At 33.3% G+C, this 25,539-nt stretch carries 26 protein-coding genes; 7 read left to right on the top strand and 19 right to left on the bottom strand.

Annotation, left to right across the window (positions count from 1 at the left end):
- Positions 1 to 126: 126 nt before the first annotated feature.
- Entirely contained in the window at positions 127 to 630 is a 504-nt protein-coding gene (locus tag UH7x_RS16040) for a pyridoxamine 5'-phosphate oxidase family protein (RefSeq protein ID WP_482360936.1), read from the bottom strand.
- Positions 631 to 873: 243 nt separating this feature from the next.
- Entirely contained in the window at positions 874 to 1,014 is a 141-nt protein-coding gene (locus UH7x_RS16035; protein WP_482360935.1) for a hypothetical protein, read from the bottom strand.
- A gap of 344 nt (positions 1,015 to 1,358) precedes the next feature.
- Between UH7x_RS16035 and UH7x_RS16030 the strand changes: the two genes are divergently transcribed.
- The gene (locus tag UH7x_RS16030; protein WP_482360934.1) at positions 1,359 to 1,727 is read left to right on the top strand and encodes a hypothetical protein; all 369 of its coding nucleotides are present in this window, start codon (positions 1,359 to 1,361) and stop codon (positions 1,725 to 1,727) included.
- Between the two features lie 11 nt (positions 1,728 to 1,738).
- On the opposite strand, the gene UH7x_RS16025 is transcribed toward UH7x_RS16030, so the two are convergent.
- The 4 genes from UH7x_RS16025 to UH7x_RS16010 form a co-directional block, all read right to left on the bottom strand.
- Complete coding sequence (locus tag UH7x_RS16025) at positions 1,739 to 2,173, bottom strand: response regulator (protein ID WP_482360933.1); 435 nt, start codon at positions 2,171 to 2,173, stop codon at positions 1,739 to 1,741.
- A gap of 36 nt (positions 2,174 to 2,209) precedes the next feature.
- Complete coding sequence (locus UH7x_RS16020; RefSeq protein ID WP_482360932.1) at positions 2,210 to 2,584, bottom strand: hypothetical protein; 375 nt, start codon at positions 2,582 to 2,584, stop codon at positions 2,210 to 2,212.
- Between the two features lie 248 nt (positions 2,585 to 2,832).
- Positions 2,833 to 3,924 (bottom strand): DUF748 domain-containing protein, encoded by a 1,092-nt coding sequence (locus UH7x_RS16015; protein ID WP_482360931.1) that lies wholly within the window; start codon positions 3,922 to 3,924, stop codon positions 2,833 to 2,835.
- Between the two features lie 16 nt (positions 3,925 to 3,940).
- Positions 3,941 to 5,455 (bottom strand): AsmA family protein, encoded by a 1,515-nt coding sequence (locus tag UH7x_RS16010; RefSeq protein ID WP_482360930.1) that lies wholly within the window; start codon positions 5,453 to 5,455, stop codon positions 3,941 to 3,943.
- 393 nt (positions 5,456 to 5,848) lie between these two features.
- On the opposite strand from UH7x_RS16010, the gene UH7x_RS16005 reads away from it, so the two are divergent.
- From UH7x_RS16005 to UH7x_RS15990, 4 genes are all read left to right on the top strand, one after another.
- Complete coding sequence (locus UH7x_RS16005) at positions 5,849 to 6,247, top strand: VOC family protein (RefSeq protein WP_482360929.1); 399 nt, start codon at positions 5,849 to 5,851, stop codon at positions 6,245 to 6,247.
- An 11-nt stretch (positions 6,248 to 6,258) separates the two neighbouring features.
- Positions 6,259 to 6,561, top strand: a complete 303-nt coding sequence (hpf, locus tag UH7x_RS16000; protein WP_482360928.1) for a ribosome hibernation-promoting factor, HPF/YfiA family — start codon at positions 6,259 to 6,261, stop codon at positions 6,559 to 6,561.
- A gap of 114 nt (positions 6,562 to 6,675) precedes the next feature.
- A complete protein-coding gene (locus UH7x_RS15995; RefSeq protein ID WP_482360927.1) occupies positions 6,676 to 7,677 on the top strand; it encodes a DNA topoisomerase IB in 1,002 nt (333 codons plus the stop codon).
- A gap of 362 nt (positions 7,678 to 8,039) precedes the next feature.
- Positions 8,040 to 8,747, top strand: coding sequence for an urease accessory protein UreH domain-containing protein (locus UH7x_RS15990; RefSeq protein ID WP_482360926.1), 708 nt, complete (start codon positions 8,040 to 8,042; stop codon positions 8,745 to 8,747).
- On the opposite strand, the gene UH7x_RS15985 is transcribed toward UH7x_RS15990, so the two are convergent.
- From UH7x_RS15985 to UH7x_RS15925, 13 genes are all read right to left on the bottom strand, one after another.
- Entirely contained in the window at positions 8,744 to 9,838 is a 1,095-nt protein-coding gene (locus tag UH7x_RS15985; protein WP_482360925.1) for an NHL repeat-containing protein, read from the bottom strand. The two genes, UH7x_RS15990 and UH7x_RS15985, sit on opposite strands and share 4 nt — an antisense overlap.
- Position 9,839: 1 nt before the next feature.
- The gene (gene hypE, locus UH7x_RS15980) at positions 9,840 to 10,901 is read right to left on the bottom strand and encodes a hydrogenase expression/formation protein HypE (RefSeq protein WP_482360924.1); all 1,062 of its coding nucleotides are present in this window, start codon (positions 10,899 to 10,901) and stop codon (positions 9,840 to 9,842) included.
- 9 nt (positions 10,902 to 10,910) lie between these two features.
- Positions 10,911 to 12,005 carry a hydrogenase formation protein HypD gene (gene hypD / locus UH7x_RS15975; protein ID WP_482360923.1) on the bottom strand — a complete coding sequence of 365 codons (1,095 nt, stop codon included), beginning with the start codon at positions 12,003 to 12,005 and terminating at the stop codon, positions 10,911 to 10,913.
- Between the two features lie 41 nt (positions 12,006 to 12,046).
- Complete coding sequence (locus tag UH7x_RS15970; RefSeq protein ID WP_482360922.1) at positions 12,047 to 12,322, bottom strand: HypC/HybG/HupF family hydrogenase formation chaperone; 276 nt, start codon at positions 12,320 to 12,322, stop codon at positions 12,047 to 12,049.
- Positions 12,323 to 12,325: 3 nt separating this feature from the next.
- The gene (gene hypF / locus UH7x_RS15965; protein WP_482360921.1) at positions 12,326 to 14,584 is read right to left on the bottom strand and encodes a carbamoyltransferase HypF; all 2,259 of its coding nucleotides are present in this window, start codon (positions 14,582 to 14,584) and stop codon (positions 12,326 to 12,328) included.
- Between the two features lie 23 nt (positions 14,585 to 14,607).
- Positions 14,608 to 15,303 carry a hydrogenase nickel incorporation protein HypB gene (hypB, locus tag UH7x_RS15960; protein WP_482360920.1) on the bottom strand — a complete coding sequence of 232 codons (696 nt, stop codon included), beginning with the start codon at positions 15,301 to 15,303 and terminating at the stop codon, positions 14,608 to 14,610.
- Positions 15,304 to 15,364: 61 nt separating this feature from the next.
- Positions 15,365 to 15,712, bottom strand: a complete 348-nt coding sequence (locus UH7x_RS15955) for a hydrogenase maturation nickel metallochaperone HypA/HybF (protein WP_482360919.1) — start codon at positions 15,710 to 15,712, stop codon at positions 15,365 to 15,367.
- On the bottom strand, positions 15,712 to 17,193 hold the full coding sequence (locus tag UH7x_RS15950) for a hypothetical protein (protein WP_482360918.1): 1,482 nt from the start codon (positions 17,191 to 17,193) through the stop codon (positions 15,712 to 15,714). Before UH7x_RS15950 ends, UH7x_RS15955 begins: the two co-directional genes overlap by 1 nt.
- Positions 17,168 to 17,425, bottom strand: a complete 258-nt coding sequence (locus UH7x_RS15945) for a hypothetical protein (RefSeq protein WP_482360917.1) — start codon at positions 17,423 to 17,425, stop codon at positions 17,168 to 17,170. Before UH7x_RS15945 ends, UH7x_RS15950 begins: the two co-directional genes overlap by 26 nt.
- Positions 17,422 to 17,742: a hypothetical protein gene (locus UH7x_RS15940; protein ID WP_482360916.1), complete on the bottom strand. Its 321-nt coding sequence runs from the start codon at positions 17,740 to 17,742 to the stop codon at positions 17,422 to 17,424. The genes UH7x_RS15945 and UH7x_RS15940 overlap by 4 nt, the downstream gene beginning before the upstream one ends.
- Positions 17,739 to 18,218 (bottom strand): hydrogenase maturation protease, encoded by a 480-nt coding sequence (locus UH7x_RS15935; protein ID WP_482360915.1) that lies wholly within the window; start codon positions 18,216 to 18,218, stop codon positions 17,739 to 17,741. Before UH7x_RS15935 ends, UH7x_RS15940 begins: the two co-directional genes overlap by 4 nt.
- 80 nt (positions 18,219 to 18,298) lie before the next feature.
- On the bottom strand, positions 18,299 to 19,891 hold the full coding sequence (locus tag UH7x_RS15930) for a nickel-dependent hydrogenase large subunit (protein WP_482360914.1): 1,593 nt from the start codon (positions 19,889 to 19,891) through the stop codon (positions 18,299 to 18,301).
- A gap of 21 nt (positions 19,892 to 19,912) precedes the next feature.
- The gene (locus UH7x_RS15925; RefSeq protein ID WP_482360913.1) at positions 19,913 to 20,872 is read right to left on the bottom strand and encodes an NADH-quinone oxidoreductase subunit B family protein; all 960 of its coding nucleotides are present in this window, start codon (positions 20,870 to 20,872) and stop codon (positions 19,913 to 19,915) included.
- 429 nt (positions 20,873 to 21,301) lie between these two features.
- Here UH7x_RS15925 and UH7x_RS15920 point away from each other — a divergent pair, with 429 nt between their 5' ends.
- Both UH7x_RS15920 and UH7x_RS15915 read left to right on the top strand, forming a co-directional pair.
- Positions 21,302 to 22,693 (top strand): sigma-54 interaction domain-containing protein, encoded by a 1,392-nt coding sequence (locus tag UH7x_RS15920; protein WP_482360912.1) that lies wholly within the window; start codon positions 21,302 to 21,304, stop codon positions 22,691 to 22,693.
- A 625-nt stretch (positions 22,694 to 23,318) separates the two neighbouring features.
- Complete coding sequence (locus tag UH7x_RS15915; protein ID WP_482360911.1) at positions 23,319 to 25,538, top strand: tetratricopeptide repeat-containing sensor histidine kinase; 2,220 nt, start codon at positions 23,319 to 23,321, stop codon at positions 25,536 to 25,538.
- The last annotated feature ends 1 nt before the right edge of the window (position 25,539 follow it).

The raw sequence follows: 25,539 nt of genomic DNA, 5'->3' as shown, positions 1-25,539 counted from the left end.
AAGAAGCAACAAATTTAGTTGGACTGCATAAACAAAGTTATGTTTTATAAACTGGTAAAAACATATAAATATTTAAGGATTGCAAATTTTACCGTATAGATTTTTCCGCGATTACTAGTTCTCCATTTAACGGATATCGATTGATCCCTCTTGGCCTAAGTCCGGTTTATCACCTGATAACATTGTCATCCCTGCTTCAAACAAAGCAACCAAAGAATTACTTTTAGTATCCCAATAATGGCCTTCTGTTGGTTTTATTTGTATTGCAGTTAAATTTGGATCATCGACTCCATTAAACCACATATCATCACCTTTTTCATATAAATCTTTTAATATATGGGCATCTGTTCTAATGAATGCGTCTCCATAAACAGTCATAAATTCCATTGAATTAGGGTCGGAATAAAATAGTTGAGCACGAGCTTCATTCGCTATATGCTGATTGTGAGAGCTTTCTTTGTTACTTAAAAACCATATTGCACCCATATCATCAACCTTTTTTGTACTCATAGGAATTGCATGTATAGGCTGCTGTGCTAAATTAGAGCCTAACATAACAATTTCTATAGACTCAGCTAAATCTTTTATTTTTTTCTGTGCATCTTCCTGAAAAACGCTTTTTGTACTCATAACTTCATTTATTTAAAACTAAATTATAGTTTACTTGTTTACTAGAATGATTCAATAACATCAGTTATTAATGCAATAAAGTGTACTTTATTTATTGGACTATAAAAACTGAAAAAGTAAATATGATTTCATATATATCCAAAAATGAAACTTCATTATGAATAGTGAATGGGTTATGAACATGTAATAAAAAAAGCTCCCTTTAAGGGAGCTTAACATAAGATTAAACCAATACTACAAATGCTATTTTTTGTTCTGTTGTTCTTTTATAGTTTTCTTATCAATATCAAATTTATTGGTCTCTATATTAGTGTTACCTGTTGGATTGGTAGGATTGGTTTGCTCTACTTTTCTCTTAAATTTTCTGCTATCTTTTATACTCATAATTATTAATATTTATTAGTTAAATTTTAAGCTAATTGATAGCATTTATAAATGGTATCAATTACATACTTTGGTAATTTAAAAGATTATATCCCAAAGCATTGACTCGATAAAAAATAAAGCTAACTCTATAGTGATTTGAAAAAATAATTCAAAATCTCATTATCATACTTTTACAATATTTAAAAGGCTTAAAGCAATTACTAGCATTTACATTTTGCTTCAAGGAATTACCTGGATATTTTTACTTACCATTATTTTTTAAAGACAATTTTAGAATTTATATCATCAACAAAACAGTTCCACTCAAACTACATTTGGGATGTAATTATTAAAACAATTCTATGAAAAAATTATTTAAAATATTTAGTCTATTATCTGCAACAATTATTTTGTTTTCCTCATGTAGTAAGGATAATGACCCGGTTGATGACAATCTTTTTGTCGGTACTTATAATGGCTCCGTTAGCTATTCTGAAACTAATGCAAATACCGATATTTCAACTGATGACGGGCGCGTTACACTTGTGAAAGTAGGCGATTCTTATACATTTGATTTTTCTGATGGTATTCCTAGCTTAAAGGGTATAAAAATGGAGAAAAACCAAAGCACTTTAATAAGTGAAGATGGTATGGTTAGTATTGATGAAGGCACATTAATTATAGCCTTTAGTGAAGAGGAAGAAGTTTGGGGTGCGAATTGTACTAGATAAAAAATAGAGCACTATTTAATTACGAAATCTGAATTAAATAGTGCACCATTTTTTATTACCAACAAGCAATTTTGAATTTGAGTAATTAGTTTTTTAAATGTCTTTGGCTTTTGTAAATACTTGGATGCACCCTTCTGTTGCAACTCATTTACTTCTGCCTCATCAAAGTAACCTGAATAAATAATAATCTTAATATCTACAAAGTTAGGCTCACTTTTTATATCGTCTAAACATTCAACCCCATTCATTAGCGGCATATTTAAGTCAAGAAAAATTAGGTCAGGCAGTTCTGTGGAAACATCATGTAGATTAGCCATCAAATCAACGCCATTTGTAAAGGTCGTAATTCTATAGTCCAACTTAGTAGCATCAAGCGCCTCAGAAAATAATTGTCGATCATCTTCATCATCATCTACTAAAAAAAGAATAGGCTTTGTTGTTTTCATAAGTATTTAAATAATTAGTTTATTTTAATGATGACATTAATTATTATTCTCGCTTAGTTCCTGATACTTCTTAAACTGTTCTTCAGACAAAATGCTTTTCATTTGTCTCCCTTTTTCATCTTCTAAAGTACCCATCATTTCACCATTTGGTGTAGTCACGCGTAATGCTTGAAAATCTTTCATTCCCTTTCTAAACATAAGAATTTGATTGTCGGACATATTTAAATCCGAAAACAGTTTCTCAGTACCATAATCTGACATGTTATCTGCATTGGACATCTGTTTATCAGTTCCTGCTTCAACACTTTCTGAATCTTCCACACTCTTAGTGTTTACTGTATTGGTACTTTTACAGCTAGTTAGTGCAAAAGTTATACTAGAAACTATTAAAATATATCTTGTTGTTTTCATTGTATTAATGTTAGAATTATATAATACCAAAATACATGCTTCCCAAGCAACACTTTAACTTCATCGAAAATTTTATTGATTTAAAAAGCGACAGGTATCTATTAGATAGGAGTGCAATTGGAATCTAATAATTTTGTAAGGTGATGAGTTACTTGTCACCACAATACCAACAACTACCTTCATTTTAAATGTGTTTGTTTAGACTAACTTTTATGTTCCTAGTTATCATTCAAAACATAGTTCTCTTGTTAGTTATTTGCACCTAGTTCAGCATCTTCAAAATCTACCTCATTATCAACAGTTCCCTTATATGCCGAAACCCATGCATTTTTAAAAACATTAAAAATAGTGGGCCATATCTTTCCTTCTACTGCATTTAGATCTCCTTCAATCGGCACTTTTGTAGCCAAGGTATTTGTCTTCTGGTTTTTAAGAATAAATTTAAAGAAGCCCACAAATCCTTCCCATAATTTCTCAAAGAACTTATCCTCTTTTTCAATTAATTTTGAATTCTCTAAAAGCGGTTTAAGATAGCCAGTAAGGAATCCGTTTGCAATAGCAACATCACTATATAGATTAAAATTTCCTGAAGAAAAATCTATTCCAGCATAGTGATTTGTAAAATCATTAAATGCAGCGATTTCAGCTTTTTCAAGGGAAAAGGAAACATCCATATCTGGAATCTCCTTTACCAAATCCATCGTACCTTCCAATTTCACATCACCATTACCTATAGAAACGGCCGTTGCCTTGATTTTCGAAGGTAATTCCTTTTCATTTCGCACAACATTTCTAAGATTTGTTGCGCTTAAATTGATTTTATTAAAATTTAAATCAATATTAGGATCCGCGGCTAATTGAACAAATGCAGCTTTTCCGTAATGTATTATTAAGTTATTGATTTCTATGGGTACTAAATCGGTCAGCGCTTTGGTCCAATCGTCAATATCTGTGTTATCACTATTAGTTTCTTGTTGATCTTCAAATACATAAATTAAATTTGGACTAGTCAGTTCAATTTCACTAACCACTTTTCCTTTAAAAAGAGCGTTCCAGGCAATTGAGATATCTGCCTTTTCAATAGCAATAAACGGCACCTCAGACTCCGCATTAATTTTATTCAAATAAAGCTGATTTATTACATAAGCTCCACGTATTAATGAAATATCAATATCCTCAATATGACCATTAAAACCAGGTATATCTGCTAAAACCCCGTTTACATATTTCTTTACTGCAAAAGGTAAAACCAATCTTATGATAATTAAAACTGATATAATTATAACAGGAATCAAATATCTCTTTTTTAGCAAACCCTTTCTTTTTCCCAATTTATCCATATTATTTTAGTATTCGCTATTCTTTTTCTCCATTACCAATTAGCGTGCTTCCTAAGCCATTTTTTACATTTAACCAGAGATAGTTAAAAAATGATTTTGTTGAATCGCGAGCTACTTCAATTTTACCGTACCTGTAACCTTGTTCATCCATTTTAGAATTTTCTTTTATAAATAAATTTCCAATAGCCGTTAGTACTTTATTTATTCCTAATCCATTCTTTTTTAAAATGACAAATTCAAAATTTTCATATTTCATTCTCATATCCCCTATAGATTGTTCTCCATCGCCAGAAATTGTAAAATAGATTTCCTGTGCTGTGCCTTTGGCCCGAGATCGCATATTGGATTCCAAAAATGGATTTATACGCTGTGCTTTAAAATCTTTAAAAGTACCAGAAGCTGTAAAACTGTCGTGCTCATCATTTACGTCAAAGCTCCAATCTAAGGTCATAGGGGAACTTTCCATAAACATCGCATTGGTTTCAATTAGTATCTCTTGGTTACCATTATCATAATTAGCTAAGTTAAATATGTCAGCATTTATTTGGTCGAAATAAATTCTACCAGCTTCAGTCTCTTTATTTACAAGCTCTTCATAACCCAATTGACCATCACGTATTAAAAGATGATTAACAGAAATATCTATTGGAAGTTCCCTTAGGGTATGGCTATACAATCTCTTTTTTGTGAGGTCATCTGCCACCAATTTGTCGCGGTAAATAGTTGCTTCTGGAAGTTTTATTTCACCTAAATTGGCCGTAATTAAAAAACGCTTATCATTGAAGCCAAAATTTAAGTCGTTAATCAATATCTCACTTATATCTAAAGTAATATGGTCTCGTTCTTTTTTTATTATGTTCGATAATTCTTGCTTATCATGATTAGAATGAATAGATAAATGACTTATTTTTAAGTTTTTATCATTTATGTTTAAACTATCAATTCGCAACGATTCATATTCACTCAACTTAAAAAAAACATCCTTAGCTTCAACAGTATAATCATCATATTGAAAAGGTACTTTATTCTGTATAATACTTGAATCTACCCTAACATTTTGCACTTCAAAATCGATATCATTTAAACGTAGTTGAAGAGAACCGCTATTTTCTTGTAAAAGTTCAATACTACCATTTTCTATTTGTATCTCCCCTATTACAATAGGCCTTTTAAGTTCTATAGCTTCGGTAGCTGTAATATTTTTATCTGTTGTTTGTTCTTTTGCAATTCTGAATATCGGTCTATCTAATACAACACTAGAAGTTTTAATTTCATCACTAATAAAAAATTGCCAAATACTAAAACCCGTAACACCCAATTTTTCAATATCGAAACTGGTATAAATATCATTTCTTTGATTTAATAAACTACCGGAAATATTTTCTATGAAAATAGCTCCGCTTAATATATTAACCTCTAAGTCCTTATATTCTAAATCCAAGTTTTTTGGAATTTCTGTAGCCAAGTATTTTCTAATGCTTGACTCCACATACGCTTGAAATGAATAAACAACAAACAGCAAGATTGCCATTATTGAAAAAATTAATATTCTGCGAGACTTTTTAGAAATTTGCATGAAGTGCTTTTATTTTCGTATTGAATTTTTTACTTGTTACCAATGCTCATAAATTCCAACTTTAGCTTGATACTTGTGCACTTTATTAGATTTTAAATTAATTCAATTAATTTTTTTTTAATTAGAATTTTTTCTCATTAATAATGTTGCTTTCTGAACTAGACTCTTAATGATTCAAGGCTTAAATAGGCCATAAGATTTAGTTCTTCTATTTTTTTAATGAATTACGATACTTACACATAGCTCACCCTGAAGAATTTTAAACCATAATGCAATGGATTAAAATTTTAATTTTTTGGACAAAAACAAATCAATTACTTAAAATAAATTTGAGTAAATAAAAATATTATGAAAGTACAAGCTTATTTAGCCTTTAATGGAAATTGTCAAGAAGCGCTCAGTTTCTATGGCGATTTATTTAATGCAGAAATTAAAAACCGTCAAACTTATGAGGACAAAAAAATTGACGTTCCAGAAAACTATCGGAAGAACCTTCAACATGCCGAATTAAGCGGAAAAGGAATCAATCTTATGGCATATGATGCCTCACCAGACACGCCAATTAATAATGGCAATCAAGTACATATGAGTGTAAATCTGAAAAATAAAGATAAAGCCAGTGAAGTTTTCATACAACTTTCTAAGGGAGGTCAGATACATCATAATTTTAGAGAGCGAGAATGGGGTTACTTTGGCAGATGTAGTGATAGATATGGTATAAATTGGATGATTAATAGTGAGAAATAAAATTTAAAAATATGCAAATAATATTCGAATACCACGACGTAGCACAAAGCAATACATTGGAACAACATGCAATTGAGAAGCTACAAAAATTAGGTGAGAAGTTTAAAAGTGTAATACGAGCTGATGTGTTTTTTAAACAAGAAAATACGTCTTCAGACGAGACAGGTAAAATATGTAATATCCGTTTAAGTTTACCCGGTCCAAGACTTTTTTCAGAGGCTAGCCACGACAATTTTGCTAATTCTATAAATGAATCGATTAACGAATTAGAGCGACAACTTCGAAAGCGAAAAGAAAAAAATAAGGCTTATTAAATGTTATTTTGAGAATGCTTCACATTAACTTATTTAGAACTAATTAAAACACCATAAAAATTAGATTAGGTTATCAACTACTTCTATTTCTAGTGGACATAAATTATAACTATTATGGTAAAAATACAGGAAGTAGATGATAGTGCTATGGCCATTACGCGGCGAAAATATGGAAGAGGATTTGCATATTATAATGAAGATGGGAAAAAGATTAAGAATAAAGAAGTATTAAAAAGGTTACGGAAATTAGTTATTCCACCTATGTGGACTAATGTTTTCATCTGCAGATTCGACGATGGTCATATTCAAGCGGTAGGTCGCGATTTAAAAGGACGGAAACAATATATTTATCATTCCGTTTATGAAAAAGTTCGTCAAGAAGAAAAGTTTAAACGGATGTTAGATTTTGCAAATAAACTACCTAAAATTCGTAAGAAAGCTATAAAAGATTTGAATTCGGATGTGTGGAATAAAAAAAAGGTCTTAGCCCTTTTAATAATGATTTTAGATGAATATGGCATTCGCATTGGTAATAAACAGTATCGTAATAGAAATGAGACTTATGGCCTATCTACATTGAGGCGCAAGCATCTATCAATTGAAAAAGAAGAATTAGTATTTACTTTTAAAGGCAAAAGCAATAAAATTAGGGAGGTACATATTGATGATGATGAGTTAATACCTTTTATTAAGAAAGCAGCGGATATGCCAGGTTATGAAATTTTTAGGTATCGCGATGAGCAAGGTACGTTCCAAGACGTAGATAGCGATGATGTAAATAACTATATTTCAACGTATATGTCCCCTGAATTTTCAAGTAAAGATTTTAGAACTTGGGCCGGAAGCCGATTAGCTATTGAATTTTATCCTCAAGCACTTACAAATCAAAAGAGAAAATCTAGAAGAAAATTCAGTAACATAGTTATTAAAATGGTTGCTGAAGAATTGGGCAATACTCCAACTGTCTGTCGCAGTTATTATGTGCATCCCGCAATATTTGATGAAATAGATAAGAAAAACGTACCCCATCCTAACCCATTCAAAGATTCTAAAAATGAATTCGGACTTACATCGGATGAGAAATTGGCAAAGAAAATTATAGCTGATAGTTATTAATTACATCATATAAAATAAGCATTACCTTACTAGTTTTAATGAACTGATGTAACCCAAGGTTATCAACAAGTTTTGTCATCTAAAATCCAACTAAAAGTAGCCATTCGTGTGGTTCTTATGTGTACCTCGAACTCCCCTCATTACCTTAGTCACTTACTGTATCAGCAAATAGATGTAATTGTCTTATTATCAGAACAATACATGTTACAAGACAATGATTTATTTCTCAATTCAATAATATATTCCCAATTTCATTATTCATTAAACTTTCAGCCAATTAAACAGAGAAAAATTAAATACATTAATTCATTTTTTTTTAGCGAGCTATTTAGTATTTCACTAAATTGTTTTTCTTTTAACCTATGATTAATTTTTCTATATTCGCTGGTCTTGCAGCTGCAATTCTACATGTAGTTTCAGGTCCAGACCATTTGGCAGCTGTTACTCCATTAGCGATTGAAACTAAGCGCAAAGTTTGGAGAATTGGTTTGTTTTGGGGTTTTGGACATCTAATAGGAATGCTACTAATTGGAATACTTTTTCTTTTATTTCGGGAGTTTATTCCGCTTGAGAAAATATCAGAACATAGCGAGCAATTAGTTGGTGTGGTATTAATTGCAGTAGGTCTCTGGGCATTGTTCAACATATTTTTTAAAATTGAGAAGCATCGACATCCGCACATTCATACTGGAGATAAACCTTATATTCATATTCATGAACACAACCATGAAAATAATAAATTAGTGCATACACATGTTCACGATAAGAGACTGAAACAAAATCAATGGTCTTCTTTCGGGATTGGTGTTTTACATGGACTTGCAGGAATAGCACATTTTATGCTTTTACTACCAGTACTAGGATTTAAAAATCAATTGGATAGTATTCAATATATAATAGGATTCGGATTGGGAACAGTGTTGGCTATGACTATTTATACTTTTTTACTCGGAAAAATTGCTCGTTATTCTAAGGAACAAAACAATAAATCACTATTTAAAACAATACGTCTTTCAGGTGGTATTTTCGCAATTGCAATAGGGACATATTGGTTATATCTTACTCTTTAGAATTTCAATTTAGTTATGACAACCCTGTGATTTCCTGTGTCAGCAATAAAAAGCTTGTTGTCCTGCGTACAGATTGAAAAAGGCCAGTACAAGGAGCTTGATGTACCTTGTAAGGTTTCCTTGTTTTCGCTTCCCGTTTTAAAATTACGCTTTCCTATAACTGCTGTTGCTGCTATATTGTTATTTACTGGGATAGATTGAAACCATAAGATTCTACTATTACCAGTATCGTTGACTAAAAGACCGCCTTTATAGAAACAGGCATCATAAGTCCAATTTAAAGATTTTGGTGAAGGAAAGAATCCAAATTGATTTTGTCCGCAAGCATCAAAGTCTACTTGACCAACGATAACATCAGCAGGTTTTGAAAATGCTTCATCTGCATTTTTCCAAATAAGGTTGCGATAGAATTGTGTATCGGCAACCACCATTTGCTTTTTATCATTTACTTTTATAGAATAAGGCCAAATGGGTTCATTATTTTCATAATCACGGGTTTCAAAATTAGCCTTCCCAATTACTTCGTCTGCAGCGGTATAATTCGTTTTAGGAATGTCATTATAAAATAGAACTCTTCGATTACCTGTATCAGCAATCCAAAGGCTTTTACCATCTGAGAAAACACCATACGGCCAATTTAAAGTCCTTGCCGATGGGTCATTACCAATACCTGAAACATTGGGTTGATTTGAATTGAAATCCGGTTGCCCTACAACTATATCTGCAGGTTGACCAGATTCTGTGGGTATTGTATGCCATATCAATACACGATGATTCCATGCATCGCCAACAATCAAAATTGTGCCATCACTCCATATACCCGATGGATATTGTAAAGTACTAGCAGTAATATCACCGCCAGAATTCCTACTGGTTTTCAATACATCTGCCTGCCCTAAAATGACATTAGGTTCTTTATATTCAGCTGTAGGTATATCATTCCAAATAAAAACTCGATTGCGTCCTGTATCAGAAACAAAAAGATGATTATTTGCTACAAAAATACCTCGAGGAGCCAGAAATGTCATTTGTTCAGAGCCCTTAAAAACATAAGAATTGGTAACGTGTTCACCGAGGGTTTCAAAATTCATACTAACAGATTCTAGGTAACTGTTCACCAGGTAACATGCTTATTACACGTTTACCTCCTATTGCACTTTCCATGATTACTTGTTTTGGATGTTCTTCAACTACGCTTCCAACAATATTTGCCCTTTTTCCATTTTTGTCTTGTTGTAATGTTGCTAAAACTGCATCTGCTTCTGAGCCAGAAACGAAAGCTATAAATAGCCCTTCGTTGGCAACATATAATGAGTCTAAACCTAACAGTTCGCAGGCACTTGCAACTTGTTCATCAATAGGAAAATCTCTTTGAACTAAATCAATTCCTATCCCTGACGATTGTGCAATTTCTTTTAAAACCGTCGCTACTCCCCCTCTTGTTGGGTCCGTCAGCAAATGAATTGAAGAGCCAAACTGTTCAATTAAATTTATAATCGTATGATTCAAATTGGTAGTGTCACTTTGAATTTCGGACTCAAATTCTAAGCCTTCTCGAACAGACATAATTGCCATACCATGCGATGCAACATTGCCACTAATGATGATTTTATCACCTACTGAAATGTTCTTTGCACTAATATTAGCTTTCGGATGAATTGGACCGACTCCCGAAGTATTCACGAAAATTTTATCCCCTTTACCTTTTTCAACTACTTTGGTGTCACCTGTTACTACTTGCACACCAGATTTTTCACATGCGAATTTTATAGCGACTAGTATATCCCAGAAATCTTTTACGGGAAGCCCTTCTTCAATGATAAAACTGAGTGAAAGGTATTTAGGAGTGGCACCGCACATAGCCAAATCATTGACTGTTCCGTTAACGGCTAACTCTCCAATGTTTCCACCTGGAAAAAAAATTGGTGATACTAAAAAGCTATCTGTAGAAAAAGCAGTTTTTCCATTCAATTCTATAAAAGCACCATCATGGCGTTCGTCTAGAATTTCATTGCTCAAAAGGTCAAAAACTCCACTATCTAGTAATTTGTTTGTCAATACTCCGCCACTTCCATGACCTAGAGTAATAACATCAAAGTCAAGTTTAGGCATGGGACATTGCAGCTGCATGCGTATTTTGTTGTTCTCCGACATGTATATTGATTAAGCTTCCACCAGCCCAGAAAAGTGATAGTAAGCGGCACAAGCCCCTTCACTACTTACCATTGGAGCGCCAAGTGGATTTGTAGGTTTACATTTTTTACCAAATTGCGAACACTCGAAAGGCTTTTTAATTCCCTTCATAATTTGACCTGAAATACAATCAGGGTTTTCAGGAGCCTCTTCTACGGTAACATTATATTTCTTTGTAGCGTCAAATTCAACATACTTTTCACGAACAGCATAGCCACTTTCAGGAATTTCGCCAATACCACGCCACATTTGATTTCTTATTTCAAAAACTTCGTTGATGACTTTTTGCGCTTCTGGGTTCCCATCTTCACGAACAATACGTGCATATTGATTTTCAACTTCCGATTTGCTTTGTTCTAACTGCCGGATGACCATTAAAATGCCTTGTAAAACATCTAATGGCTCAAAACCAGTAACCACAATGGGCACCTTGTATTCTGCAGATAAGGGATGGTATTCTGCATTACCCATAATAGTACAAACATGACCAGCTGCTAAAAACCCATCTATTTTACTTTCTTCATCATCCATCACAGCTTTTATTGCTGGAGGCACTAATACATGAGATGCTAAAATAGAATAGTTTTTCACACCTCTGCGATTCGCATGAACAACAGATAAAGCATTGGCTGGAGCTGTGGTTTCAAATCCAACAGCAAAGAAAACTACCTCTTTATCAGGATTGTCTTCAGCAATTTTCACAGCCTCCAAAGGGGAATATAATATGCGAATGTCGGCTCCTTCGGCTTTCACCTCTAAAAGACTTTTTTGGGAACCTGGTACTCGAAGCATATCTCCAAAAGAACAAAGAATGACACCTTTTTCAGAAGCTAAATAAATCGCTTTATCAATAAGATTTAAAGGAGTTACGCAAACGGGACAGCCAGGACCGTGAATCATAGTTACCTTATCGGGCAACATTTCAATGATTCCGTTTTTCACCAAACTATGCGTCTGTCCACCACAAACTTCCATAATTGACCACGGTCTAGAAACGGTGTTTTTTATTTCTTCTAAATATTTTTTCGCTAACTCTGGGTCGCGATATTCTGACATGTACTTCATGGTCGTATTTTTTTAATAAGACCTCTTAGGTCTAAACAAATTTATTTCGATTTTGGCAAATACTCATCTACATCTTCAAGGTCACCTAATTCTCCTATTTCTTCGAGATATTTAAACGTTTTCTGGGCTTCCTCTTCATCCACTTTACTAATCGCAACACCAACATGCACCAAAACATAATCGCCAATATCTGCATCTGGCAACATCTCTAAACTGGCTTCTTTACTTATGCCTCCAAATAGTACTTTCGCCATGCGAACTCTGCCATCATACTGCATTTCAATACTCTTAATTTTTCCTGGAATTGCTAAACACATAATTCAATTTTTAATATGCTGATAATAACATAGCTGTCCGAACGAAATATTCTCGTCGTTACTACACAATATACGATTAAATTTTAATTTTATGCCCCTATTTTTCGACTGTTGCGACAGTTTTCGGACTAATATTTCATTTTGAAAAACGCCACCGCTACAAGCAATTATATTACAGTTATTTTGCTTGGCAACTTTTAGAATAACCAAAACTAAAGTATGAATGAAACTGTTTGCAATTTTGGCAATAGAAACGCCTTCACTTCTTGCCTTATGAATATTAGAAATAATAATTTTTGTGGGAACATTTTTATATGCAAATCCTTCTAAAAAATCAATAAAATTCTCGCGTTGATAATTTCTTGCTTGACTCTCTAAAAGCATAGCTGCCTCACCTTCATAGGAAGTCTTTTCAATAATATTTAAAAGGGATGCCACAGCATCAAACAACCTACCAACGGAAGAAGTCTTTAAGCTGTTGTTTTCTAACATTTTGTTATAAATTTTCCATTCTGTTTCTGAGAATTTTGACTTTGCGATGCCTCTTTCTACTTCGGGAAGCATACTAAGCAAAGACAATCGAGGTTCTTTAGCCATTTTATCCGAAGCAATCCAATCTATATATTCGAAATGAGTAAGGCGCTCTATTTTGTTGTTTTGAAACGAGAAGAACTCTCCACCCCAAATGGCTTGGTCTTCACCGAAACCTGTTCCATCCCAAACAACTCCTAATATTTTTTCTTCGGATTCAAATAAATCATGCTCACCCAAAACACTAGCAAAATGAGCTTTGTGATGTTGAATAGCAACTAGTCTTGAATTTCTCTTTTCGGCAAGTTCTCGACCATAAATACTACTTTGATATTGAGGGTGAGAATCAATCAAAACAACGTCTGGTTGGGTTTCAAAAAGCTTTTCATATTGAATAATACTTTCCTTGTATCGTTCTAAAACATCAAAATTATCAAGATTACCAAAATACGGACTTACATAAACATGTGCATTTGGCACAAAACAGAAGGTACTTTTTAAATGGGCACCCATAGCCAGTATTTTCTGATTAGCCAAACATATGCTATTTAAGTAGTTAGGGGCTAAACCACGTGAACGTCTCAAGATAATTTGTTGTTCACCACTAAAACGAACTAACGAATCATCTTGCGGAAAAGAAACTTCTAAATCGTGATGGAGAAAATAAGTAACAACTTCTGATAGTTTTTTAACGGCATCGCCTTTCGATGAAATTATTGGCGAACCATGAATATTACCGCTAGTGGCAATTAGTGGTCTTTTTAACTCATCCATTAGTAACGTTAATACTGTTGATGAGGGTAACATTACACCTAACTGATTTAATTTAGGAGCAATACTTTCCTGCTCTAAATCAAAGTTTTCCTTCGGATTGAGAATAACAATGGGAGCTGCCGACGAAGTAACCGCTTTTTCTTCTGCGGCACTAACCCGAAAATCTGCAATAATTTTTTCAATTGAAGGATATAATAATGCAAAAGGTTTCGATGGACGTTGCTTCTTTTCTCGCAACTGTTCAATGGCTGTTTTATTATTCGCATCACAGCATAACAAATATCCATTTGTGTTTTTTAGGGCTAGAATACTTCCTTTTCGGATGATATCAGAAGCCTTTTTTATCAGTTCTAATTGGTTTCCGTTGAATTGCCTTCCATCATAATCAAGCAGCGTAAGTTGAATTCCGCAATCAGCGCAACTATTCGTCTGCGAATGAAAACGTCGGTCATCTGGATTTGTGTATTCCGTTTGACAAGCATCACACATATCAAAATAAGAAACTGTGGTGTTCGCGCGTTCAAAAGGATACTTTGTAGTCAATGCATATCGTGGACCACAATTGGTGCAGGTAGTAAAAGGATAAGCATAACGCCTGTTGCTTACATCTCGAATCTCAGTTTTACACGACTCACAAATTGCAAAATCTGGTGTTAACGGAATATTGATTTTATGATTTGTATCTGAAGAAACTATGCTGAAAGTATCATACTCACGAATAGGAATCTCTGAAATAGCATGTGATTGTATAATCGAAACTTCAGGTGCATTTTCAAGAATTGCAGCTAAAAACGCTATTGCTTTTTCTTCTGAAGTATTTATATGAATTAGTACGCCGTTCTCATTATTACAAACTGCACCATTGTATTTAAACTGATGCGCTAAACCAAATACAAAAGGACGAAATCCAACGCCTTGTACTTGTCCAGAAATTATAATTTGAAAAGTTTTCACCATGGATTGAAGTCTCTTACGAATTCCTATCCTTTTTTCAATTTAATTTTTTCTAACAACCAATCACACCATTCATCTACACCTTCACCTGAAATTGCAGAAATCTGAATCACTTCTAATTCATGATTTACCTCATGAGCATCTTTGGTTACTGCTTCTACCGAAAATGGCACATAGGGTAACAAATCTGATTTTGAAACCAGCATCATATCGCTAGTCAAGAACATTTTTGGGTACTTTTTAGGCTTGTCATCTCCTTCTGTGGTTGCCATTAGCGTCACTCGATAGTCTTCACCTAAATCAAAGGAAGATGGGCAAACCAAGTTGCCTACATTTTCTATAAACAGTAAATCGATATTCTCTAAATCGAATTGGTCAAGTACCTGATGAACCATTTGCGCTTCTAAATGACAAATACCTCCAGTTACAATTTGCAAGGCTTGAATTCCTGTTTCACGAATACGGTCGGCATCTCTTTCGGTTTCTAAATCACCAACCATGACAGCCATGGTAATTTTATCCTTTAATATTTCAGCCGTTTTCTGCATCAGAGTGGTTTTTCCACTTCCCGCAGATGATGTTATATTTATAAGAAGGGTATTGGTTTTTGCCATTTCCTTCTTAATTATATCCGCTACAAAATCATTCGCCTTCAGCAAATTGATATTAGTGTTTTCACATTGCACAGTTCCTCGTGCTGCCTTTGTTGACTTCTCTATCATATTCTTTTTTTATTATGGAGACTTATGTTTTAGTTTTAGTATCTATCAAGACCGCAACCTCTCAATCTTCAAATTCTACTTTATGTATGAGCATTTCCTCACCTTGAATCACATTCTTACTTGGACGGTCGCATTTGTCACAAATAAATCGATATTTCTTTACGTCAGTAATATGATCACAGATTTCACACTGTATTTTTAAGCTGGTCGATTCTACATGTAATTCCACATGATGGTACTGCGGGTGTGTCAAATGATAAGCACTATAAGCATTATGTAAAAGTCGAGGTTCTATGTTTGACAGTATACCAACTTTTACATAAATAGCCTTCATTCTATTCAACTTTTCCATCTCAAACTCTTGTTCAAGCGTTCGCATAATGCTATTTACAATTGATGTTTCGTGCATTAAATTAAACTTTTTACTTTTTCTAATTCTATTAAATGGTTTTCGACTTGTGAAAGTAAATCTTCATCCTTCACCAAAATTTTTACTTCCTCAGCTTTGGCCTTCATTACTTCATACTTTTTAAGCTCTTCTAAACTGTTTTCGTTGTGCGTTAACCACCCTAATTCTAATTGATTTAGCAAAGTTAAAGCACGCTCAAAAGGATACTCTTTTTTCGTTCGTACTTCAAGTGCTTCGTTAAAAAGCCCTGCAGCTTTTTTTAAGTTGTCATGAATTTTTGCTTGAGGAAAATCCATTAAAGCAGTTGCGTAGTTGTGACTTGCCATCGCGAATTCATAAGGGTATTCATCTTTTTTATAAAAAGCTAAGACCTCTTTAAATGATGATGCACAAAAAGCTGTCCACATTGGCTTTTCTTCAGTACCGACGGGTATTTCTGAATAAATTAAAGCCAAATTATGATGCACATCTGCAAATTTTCGTGGATGAGTATCTCGCTTAAAAACTTTCAGTACATCCTGAAACGCATTAATAGCAGCCTTGTAATATTGTGGACTCCCATTCTTTGACCATGTGTATAATAAGATTGCTTTTTTAAATCCAGCTTCGCCTAAAAACTCAGGGATATCCTCTTGTTTGAAATATTGAATTGCTCTATTTATAAGTTCTTTAGATGCTATATAATCTTTTTTGAAATTAGCTATTTCGGCAGCATCAACCAAGAGCATTCCCGCTTGTATATTTAAACCTTTTGCTTCGAAATAAGCAATAGCTTGAAGCTGAATATCATACACTTCATCTAACTTTTCAATGCAATAAGGCACCTGTAATTGCGCCATCAATACGCCTGCTAAATGTGTATTCATTGCATTTTTGGCATTATCAGAAATATCAATTGAAAGCTGCTCTTTGGCTAATTGTTTTGCTTGCTGAAATTCCTCAACATCTAATAGTAAATTTAGATAGTGTTTTGCTGTAAAAACTTTTACTTCATCATTTTTTGCAACCTTCAAAGCTTCGACATACAATTGATTGAGTCTTGAAAATTCTATTTTCTGTTGTAATAGTCCATAATGATGTAATATTGCTAAATTATGCGAAGAATTCTGATGAGTATAAACAATCATATCATCAGAAATCTCATAACCAAATTGCATATGTGTTGCAATCAAAAGATCGTGATATATGGGAGAATCTTCCGAGGCATAATCAAACGCTTTTTGATGATTTCCTAACTTATAAAAAACCAAAGAAAGTAGATTTTCATTCGAAAATGGTGTTTTCGGAAATACGTATGGTGGCTCCAAATCATACCAATCTAAAGGAATACTAATTTCCTCAGAATCTACTTTTAGAGTTTTCAAGTCTTTTATGTCATCTGAATTTAATGAAATGTTAACCAATTCGTTTAACCTGTCTACAGATGCAATGGCATCTTGAACGTCTAGGTGTGTATCAGTTGTTGTTAATATTGTAAGCATCTTTATCTACTTTTTGTGTGCCTCTTGGGTCTTTTGCAGCCGTTTGCTGCATACTTCTGCCGTAAATTTCAGCTAGACGTTCTGAACGGTAATCGCCAATAGTTTGAATTAAAACTTGATTCGGATTTTTTGTATTTATGAATAACAGTGAAACCTCCCAACGGCCTTTTACCGGAGTGACTTTGTATTGCACTTCAGCATCTAAAAGCCAGTCGTTTTTTTGTTTCGTCATAAAATATTCACCTTTATCAAACTTGTTTTTTCAATAATTTCATATTCTAAATCCCTATCAGTTGTATCCAAATCATTATCTATCAATATTTCGCGAATAGCCAGCGTTTTATCACCTTTTAAATTACGTGATTTTAATAGAAACTGCGTAGGTTTATACATTTTAACAAACCATTGACTGGAAACAGGCGTAATTAGAATATTTCCTTGTTTCTCGACATACGTTACATAGGCATAATGAATTTTCCCAAAAATGGGTTCAATAAGTTCATTGTCTAAATAAATATGTGAAGTTTTTAAAGTGATTTTCGCACTCACGTCGGAATCGATAAGTTTAGGTCTTCTAAAATATGTTGGACTACTTTTTCACCAGCCTCCTGTACCACATCACTTAAATCAACCTCTAATTTAGTATTCTCAATAGCTACTAAATATACTTGAATATCCTCTGGATACTCGTCTTGTAAGATTTTCTTGGTATACGATAAAGCTTGGTCCCATTTCATACCATGGAGAAAAACCATAGGGTCATCTTGAGGAGCTTTCATCACTTCTTCTGCTGGAACTTTAAATAAAGTGCCTACAGGTTCATTGCTATTAAGAACTCCATCTACCAAAATAATTTTATCATGACCTTTTAATCCGAAAAGCACTTCAAAAGCTGCCGTGCCCATATCGAATATACTAATATCTTCAGATTCAGAAAGTTTTTCACGTAACTGTTCAATCACATAAATACCTACCGCATCATCACTTCGTACCGGATTTCCAAACCCCATTATTGCCGTCTTCATATCAATTTAATTTACGTTAAAGTAAAAAACTTTCCCGAAGTCGCCTACGGGAAAGTCTTTATAAAACTATATGTCAGAAGTTATAGTTTAAATCGTGATAACTCTACTCCGCTTTCTGCATCATGTGCATGTACCGTACATACTAAACATGAATCAAAAGAACGTGCTACGATACCTACTTCTACTGGGTCTAATGGGTCTTCGATGTCTATACCAATTAGGGCTTCTTCAATAGGGCCCGGATTATCATTACCATCTTGTGGACCAACATTCCAAGTTGTTGGCGCCATTACTTGATAATTTTTAATAACACCATCTTTAATTTCTATCCAATGTGCTAAGGCACCACGTGCAGCTTCAGTAGCACCGAAACCTTTTCCGTCTTTCTCTACCGGTTTTACATAGAACTCGCCATCCAAATCAATTTCAGATAACCATTGTTCAATGAACTTATATATTCTTGGTGCTTCATGTACTCTGGCAAGTACTCTAGTAAAGACACTTGGCCCAAGTTTTTTGATAATGTCACCAAATAAGGGATCCTGAATCTGATGGTCTTTATTATTTGGGTTTGCATTCATTATCACCCTAGCTAATGGCCCAGCTTCCGCAGCATGACCATCATATCGAGGTGATTTTGACCAACTATACTGACCATCAAAATCACTATCATGTAGCGTTTGAGATTTTGTTGGGGTAGGTAGTGGCTCATCCCAAGGATGTAAACCATCCTCTTGATCTTTGTACCAAGAATGTTTCACATGCTCGCTTACTTTCAAATGATCGAATTCATGATAGTTTTCACCATCAAAAAACCCACTTGAACTAATTAGTGCGTCATTTCTACCTTCAATTGTTGGATTGTTGTATCTGTCTTTATGCAAATATGTTCCTGTTGCTAAAAACTTACCAACACCTTGACCGAATTTATCCAATCCGAATTCTATACCTGCTCTAATTAATAAGCCTAAATCACTATTTTTTTGAGATTCATTTTCATTAACCCAAGCCAACATATCATCCCAAGTTTTAATTTCCATGTAACGCTCAATAGAGCAGCCTAACCAAATTGGTTCAAGCCAATCGTTCTTAAACTGTGCTAGAATTGCATGCGCTCTTGTTATATCTTTTAATGTAGGAGCACACATTACACCACCGGGTACCATATAACTTGAATGAGGCCATTGGCCACCAAACAGTGCATATATCTGAACAGGTAGTCCGCTAGCGGTCAATCCTTTTTGAAAAGTTTCACCAACATAGGCAGACCATCGTTTTACAACTTCCTTATACAAAGGTTTGTCGGCGTATTTTTTATTAGCTAAATCTGTAGCAAAAATTGCATAATACCAACGCGGAATACTTTGTAGTGTTTCCGAAGCCTGACCAATTGCTCTTAATAAAAGTGCATTGGGAGTCAACTTGGTTCCCCACGCTGTATCCAATGCCGATGAGGCGCAATATAAATGTGAACCTCCACAAATACCGCAAATTCTGGGCGTAACAATGAGCCCAGATTGTGGGTCTTTGCCTTCCATAATTTTCTCAAAACCCCTAAACATTGCAGCTTGTGTGTGAGCTCTAGTAACTTTACCGTTATCGATATAGACTTTTACGTCTAAATCGCCTTCCACACGACCTACAGGGGATATATTTAATTCTGTAACTGACATTTTCTGTTTTTTAATGATCTATTATTTGGACACTTCTTGAATCCTCTTATTTGAAGGCATAACTTTTTGAAAACCAGCTTCCATATAGTACGCAAGTTTAGTTCTTCCTTCAGGAACCTCTTTTGGAAAAGTGCCTAGATATTTCATAGTATTAAAAACACTTCCTTTTTTCAAGTCATGATGAGGAAAACCCGGTTCAGTACATCCTAAGCATGGATGGTTTGAACGTGTTTTACTTGATTGTCTATTCCATAGAATATTATTACAACTTGCTCTAGTCATTGGACCTCTGCAACCTACTTCGTAGAAGAGACATCCACCACGGCGTCCAAATCCACCATCAACTTTTTGCGCAAAATTTGTAACATTAGTACAACCATCTTGAACGAAGTCCGTAAAAAAAGTTTTTGGTCTATGATAATCATCGATTAATACATCACCAATTCTTCCTACTGAAATTGCAACAAGAATTTGAGTAATCCAATCTGGATGTGCAGGGCAACCAGGAATATTGATTACTGGTAAACCTCCTTTAGAAACATAGTTAGCTCCTAAAAAACCTCCCTTATTTTTTTTAAGGAATTGCATTCCGGTAGATTCACTAGGGTTCGGAGCAACTGCAGGAATACCTCCCCAAGTTGCACAATCACCAATAGCAACTACATAACTGGCTACTTCAGAAAGTTCTTTAACCCAGTCCATCATTGGTCGATCAGCGAATAAGTTCATCGTACCTGTATTGTCTGGACCTTGAATTATCGACCCTTCAAATACAAGAATATCCATTTGAACCTTTCCAGCTAGTATGTCTTTTAATAGGTCTTGAACTTGGTCTCCAATCTGTAAACCTGTTGTTGGATGCCATAAGATGTTTAATCCAAAATCAGTGATGAGTTCCACCACAGTTGGTTCTTCGGCATTCAAAAAAGACATAGTGTTACCACTACATGCCCCCCCTTGCAACCATAATACGTTTGCCATATTCTTTGATTTAGTTGTTTACTTCTATGTTAAATATAAATAATGTTTCTAAAAATTGTCAAATTGTTAATAAAATTGAATTTCTATACGAATCGAAATAAAAGGAAATTAAGGTGTCATAATTGTTTTGTTCAATATTAATCAATTGATTTTCAAATATTTAAAATTAACTGGAATGATTATTTAGATTAATTCTTATTTGCGATAGGAAATATTAATGCCATCTTTGACACACTTTTTATTGAAAAACATTATACTTAATCAAAAAAGCAAATTATCATTCTATTTTTATAATATTAAGTAAAACACAGGTTTTTAGACATATTTTAAGATTTGAAGCCCTCGGAAATCAAAGCATATTTTTAAGTTAATAATAGAATTGATAATATTGTGACATATATGACACAATAACTAACTGAAATTTATTAAATGAATAAAGCCAAAAGAACAGAAATAAATTCAAATAGGACTAACATACTTATTGTAGGCGGTGGAAAAGGTGGCAATTCCTTATTGAACTTGCTCCTGTTGGATCGAACCTCGAATATAATAGGTGTAGTGGATCTAAATCCTGATGCAATGGGAATGCTGAATGCAAAAAATCATGGAATTCGTATTTCGTCATCATACCAAGTTTTTTTAAAAGATTCAAAAATCCATATTGATATAATTTTCGAAGTAACTGGTAACACTAAAATATATCACGAACTTCTAAATAACGTTCCAGCAGACCTTATCTTAATAGGAGGTAAAAATGCAAATTTCATTTGGGCTTTTATACAATCGGAAGAAAATAATAAAGTACTCAAAAAAAAATACAAGTCATTAAAGGAAACCTTAGGTGAAAACCAGAAAGAAATGATATATGGTTCAAATCCTTTAATGCTACATGTTCGAGAATTGATTCATCAGGTAGCCCCCACTTCCTCAACAGTCTTAATAAGTGGTGAAACAGGTACCGGTAAAGAAATGGTTGCAAATCTCATACATCAATTAAGCAATATTAGTAATAGTCCCTACATAAGAATCAATTGTACCGCTTTCCCACCGGACATCTTAGAAAGTGAATTATTTGGCCATATCAAGGGTGCTTTCACTGGGGCAAATGACAATAAAGATGGTTTATTACTCAAAGGAGATGGAGGCACTATTTTCTTGGATGAAATTGGTGATATTCCTTTGGATATGCAAGCCAAAATTTTAAGATTTTTACAATTTGGGGAAATAAGACAAATTGGGTCTAAGAAAACCAAAGTAATAAATGCACGCATTATTACTGCCACGAATAAAAATTTAGAAAATTCTATAAATAACGACAAATTCAGAAAAGATCTTTTTTATCGATTAAACACCTTTAATATTGATCTCCCTCCTTTAAGAAATCGAAAAGAAGACATACCTATTCTAGCCTATGTTTTTCTAAATAAGGCGATTGCAAAGCTGAATAAAAAAGTCCAAATAATTTCCATCTCTGCCATGGAGTGTCTAAACGAATATGATTACCCTGGAAATATTAGAGAACTCCAAAGTATTATTGAACGAGCCGTTATTCTTTGTGACAATAATACCATAACACCGGACCACCTACCCATGATAGTTCAAACCTCTAACGAAGTTTATAACTATGAATTAGGTTTGTTGCACGCAAGAGAAAGCGTAAATAATCAATTCGAAATACAAGCAATTCAATTTTATTTGATAAAAGCACGTGGTAATGTCTCAAAAGCAGCGATTCTAGCAAAAGTTCCTAGACGAACATTCTACAGACTACTAGAAAAACATAAATTAAACAAAGACTTTTATAAGGATATAAAATCTTGATACCTTTCTTGAACAGGTTTAAGTTTTTGAATAATACAATATTAGAAATGGTGAGGTGTACATGTACATTTTTCAACATCTAGTTCATCATTAAATCAATATACAAACTTAAAATACTACCAAACTCATGTTCTTGATAACATAATCTTTTTTGTTTTTTCAAACGACAACATTTTTTGGAGGTTATCAACAGTCATAATAGCAATCAAAACCCAACTAAAAGCAGCTATTCGTGTGCCCCTTATGTGTACCTTAAACTCCCCTACCCCAATATTTATTGGTTTTATTACTTACTGTATCGGGAAATGATTTGAATTTATGTAAAAAATTAGATGCAATCATAATTAGTTATTAATCCCGATGAATAGTACGATTAACACAGTTATAAATGAATGTTTCAATTGAAAGAATATGAAAACTTTAGTTAATCTATATTTGGCAACTTAGAATAAATAAGCGCGATACCTCATTACTTATTCGTTCAATATATATTTGATTTTTAGAGTAAATATTACGCTTATCATTATATGTATATTTTAAAAATCAATGAAATCCTTTTTTTATTAATAAACTTGTTAAATAATTTATCAATTATCCAACCTTTAAACCTATTGTGTTTTCTAATATGATTTCTTTAAAATCGTTACTAATCTATATGTATTTCGGTGAGAAAACAATAATCTCTATTTTCTGCTTCCTCTTCCTAACGATAAACCTACAATCCCAAAACACAAAAATCGATAGTCTTAAAATTGAATTACAAAAACATAAAGAAGAAGATTCAACAAAAGTAAATGTTTTAAATGCATTGGCATTTTCTCATTTCAATAACGACATGGCTAAAACTCTTGAATATTTGAATGAGGCGAAAGCTATAGCCGAAGCTATTCATTTTAAAAAGGGAATGGCCAGAAACATTTACATTAAAGGAATAACCGAGGCTATTCAATCAAATTTTGAACAAGCACTTGAATATTATAATGCAGCTTTAAAATTATATGAAAATATTAATTTTAAAAAAGGTATAGCTAACTGTTATAATGCTATGGGTATAACTATTAAAAATAAAGGTGAATTAAGAAAATCGATTTCATACTATAAAAAGGCAATTAAGATAGAAGAGGAAATAAAAAGTGATAACCTATCTGCAAGTCTTTTGAATTTGGGAACTTCGTACGAAGTATTAGGGGAATATCAGAAATCCCTTTTATATTTAAAAAAAGCCCTTGCAATTGCAACAACTGAAGATAATGAACAACGAATTGCATATAGTTTAAATAATTTGGGAGGTATTTACAAAAGCCAAGGTAATTATCCCCTTGCCCAAGAACATTATAACAAATCTTTATACATAAATGAAAAGCTTGGAGATAGTATAAATGTTGCCCAAAACCTTCACAACCTAGGTTCTATTTATAAAATTCAAGGACAATATGATAAAGCAATGGGTTATTACCAGGGGTCTTTAGAACTCTTTAAGCGCATGGATAGTAAAATGGGAGTTTCTTCAATATTAAACAGTATGGGAACCATACACGAAGAGAATAGAGCATATAAACGAGCCCTCGATCTTTATATTGAGGCATTAAATATAAATAAGCAAATTGGTGCTAATGGGGATATTCCTAATAATTTAAATAACATTGGTGGCGTATATTTGGCTTTGAAAGATTATAATATTGCAAATGAATACTTCACAAAGAGTAAACTTAGAAGTATAGAAATTGAAGACAACCAGGTATTATGCGAAGCTTACATTGGACTTTCTAAAACATATACAAACCAAAAAAAATATAAATATGCGCTAACCAATGCATTAAATGCAAAAGAAAGAGCAATACGATTCGGTTACTTAGATTATCAAAAAGATGCTTCCGAAATTTTAGCTAAAATCTATAAAGCTACAGGCAATTACAAAAAAGCATTCGCAAGTCATCAACAATTCAAAAAATTAAATGATAGTCTTTTCAATAAAGAAAATATTGAAGAAATAACGCAACTAGAATATGAATACAAATACAAACAAGCACTAGATTCTGCCAATATCAGAGAATTAAGACTCACTAAAACTGTAAAATCAACTTCACAAGATTTAGAAAAATCGCAACGTAATTTATTGCTTGGTATAATTGCTTTTTTAATAGTGTCGATAATTTTAGGGGTAATTATATTCTCTTTAAAATTAAGAAATGAAAAAGCCAAAGTTGAAAACATCTTAGTTGAACAAAAATTATTGCGCTCACAGATGACACCACATTTTATTTTCAATTCACTTGCTGTTTTACAAGGAATGATTTTGAACAAAGAAGAAGAAAAATCAATTTCATACCTCTCTAAATTCTCAAAACTTTTACGCACTTCACTAGAAAATTCTAGGCATAAAACGGTAGCACTTTCTACAGAGTTATCGGCTATTGATAATTATATGGCATTACAAAACTTGGATATTACTCCACCATTTAAGTATAACCTCATTGTAGCTTCTGAAATAGAAACAACTAACTTTCAAATTCCATCAATGCTCATCCAACCGTTTATTGAAAATGCTATTGAACATGCATTCGTCACTAAAAAGGATAACAAAGAAATTAAGGTTGTTATCACTTTAAGAGATAATGATTTAATATGTACCATTGCTGATAATGGAATTGGTTTTAAACAAGAAAACCAGAAAATAAAAAAGAATAAAAAATCATTAGCAACGACAATTACGGAAGAACGGTTAAAAATGATATCTAAAGATTTTAAATCAAAGGGGGATATTCGAATAGAAGACAGAGAAAAATTTGGCGAACAAGGAACATTGGTCACCTTATTAATTCCGTATAAAATTAATCTTGTTTAGT

Source organism: Aurantibacter sp. UH7 (genome assembly GCF_056839165.1).
Note: the sequence above shows the minus strand (reverse complement) of the source record. Positions and strands in the feature narration are given on the sequence as shown.

What these genes read in the sequence shown, in the direction of transcription:
- UH7x_RS16040 (WP_482360936.1), bottom strand. Translation starts at nt 630, where the DNA reads ATGAGTACAAAAAGCGTTTTTCAGGAAGATGCACAGAAAAAAATAAAA.
- UH7x_RS16035 (WP_482360935.1), bottom strand. Translation starts at nt 1,014, where the DNA reads ATGAGTATAAAAGATAGCAGAAAATTTAAGAGAAAAGTAGAGCAAACC.
- UH7x_RS16030 (WP_482360934.1), top strand. Translation starts at nt 1,359, where the DNA reads ATGAAAAAATTATTTAAAATATTTAGTCTATTATCTGCAACAATTATT.
- UH7x_RS16025 (WP_482360933.1), bottom strand. Translation starts at nt 2,173, where the DNA reads ATGAAAACAACAAAGCCTATTCTTTTTTTAGTAGATGATGATGAAGAT.
- UH7x_RS16020 (WP_482360932.1), bottom strand. Translation starts at nt 2,584, where the DNA reads ATGAAAACAACAAGATATATTTTAATAGTTTCTAGTATAACTTTTGCA.
- UH7x_RS16015 (WP_482360931.1), bottom strand. Translation starts at nt 3,924, where the DNA reads ATGGATAAATTGGGAAAAAGAAAGGGTTTGCTAAAAAAGAGATATTTG.
- UH7x_RS16010 (WP_482360930.1), bottom strand. Translation starts at nt 5,455, where the DNA reads ATGGCAATCTTGCTGTTTGTTGTTTATTCATTTCAAGCGTATGTGGAG.
- UH7x_RS16005 (WP_482360929.1), top strand. Translation starts at nt 5,849, where the DNA reads ATGAAAGTACAAGCTTATTTAGCCTTTAATGGAAATTGTCAAGAAGCG.
- hpf (WP_482360928.1), top strand. Translation starts at nt 6,259, where the DNA reads ATGCAAATAATATTCGAATACCACGACGTAGCACAAAGCAATACATTG.
- UH7x_RS15995 (WP_482360927.1), top strand. Translation starts at nt 6,676, where the DNA reads ATGGTAAAAATACAGGAAGTAGATGATAGTGCTATGGCCATTACGCGG.
- UH7x_RS15990 (WP_482360926.1), top strand. Translation starts at nt 8,040, where the DNA reads ATGATTAATTTTTCTATATTCGCTGGTCTTGCAGCTGCAATTCTACAT.
- UH7x_RS15985 (WP_482360925.1), bottom strand. Translation starts at nt 9,838, where the DNA reads ATGAATTTTGAAACCCTCGGTGAACACGTTACCAATTCTTATGTTTTT.
- hypE (WP_482360924.1), bottom strand. Translation starts at nt 10,901, where the DNA reads ATGTCGGAGAACAACAAAATACGCATGCAGCTGCAATGTCCCATGCCT.
- hypD (WP_482360923.1), bottom strand. Translation starts at nt 12,005, where the DNA reads ATGAAGTACATGTCAGAATATCGCGACCCAGAGTTAGCGAAAAAATAT.
- UH7x_RS15970 (WP_482360922.1), bottom strand. Translation starts at nt 12,322, where the DNA reads ATGTGTTTAGCAATTCCAGGAAAAATTAAGAGTATTGAAATGCAGTAT.
- hypF (WP_482360921.1), bottom strand. Translation starts at nt 14,584, where the DNA reads ATGGTGAAAACTTTTCAAATTATAATTTCTGGACAAGTACAAGGCGTT.
- hypB (WP_482360920.1), bottom strand. Translation starts at nt 15,303, where the DNA reads ATGATAGAGAAGTCAACAAAGGCAGCACGAGGAACTGTGCAATGTGAA.
- UH7x_RS15955 (WP_482360919.1), bottom strand. Translation starts at nt 15,712, where the DNA reads ATGCACGAAACATCAATTGTAAATAGCATTATGCGAACGCTTGAACAA.
- UH7x_RS15950 (WP_482360918.1), bottom strand. Translation starts at nt 17,193, where the DNA reads ATGCTTACAATATTAACAACAACTGATACACACCTAGACGTTCAAGAT.
- UH7x_RS15945 (WP_482360917.1), bottom strand. Translation starts at nt 17,425, where the DNA reads ATGACGAAACAAAAAAACGACTGGCTTTTAGATGCTGAAGTGCAATAC.
- UH7x_RS15935 (WP_482360915.1), bottom strand. Translation starts at nt 18,218, where the DNA reads ATGAAGACGGCAATAATGGGGTTTGGAAATCCGGTACGAAGTGATGAT.
- UH7x_RS15930 (WP_482360914.1), bottom strand. Translation starts at nt 19,891, where the DNA reads ATGTCAGTTACAGAATTAAATATATCCCCTGTAGGTCGTGTGGAAGGC.
- UH7x_RS15925 (WP_482360913.1), bottom strand. Translation starts at nt 20,872, where the DNA reads ATGGCAAACGTATTATGGTTGCAAGGGGGGGCATGTAGTGGTAACACT.
- UH7x_RS15920 (WP_482360912.1), top strand. Translation starts at nt 21,302, where the DNA reads ATGAATAAAGCCAAAAGAACAGAAATAAATTCAAATAGGACTAACATA.
- UH7x_RS15915 (WP_482360911.1), top strand. Translation starts at nt 23,319, where the DNA reads ATGATTTCTTTAAAATCGTTACTAATCTATATGTATTTCGGTGAGAAA.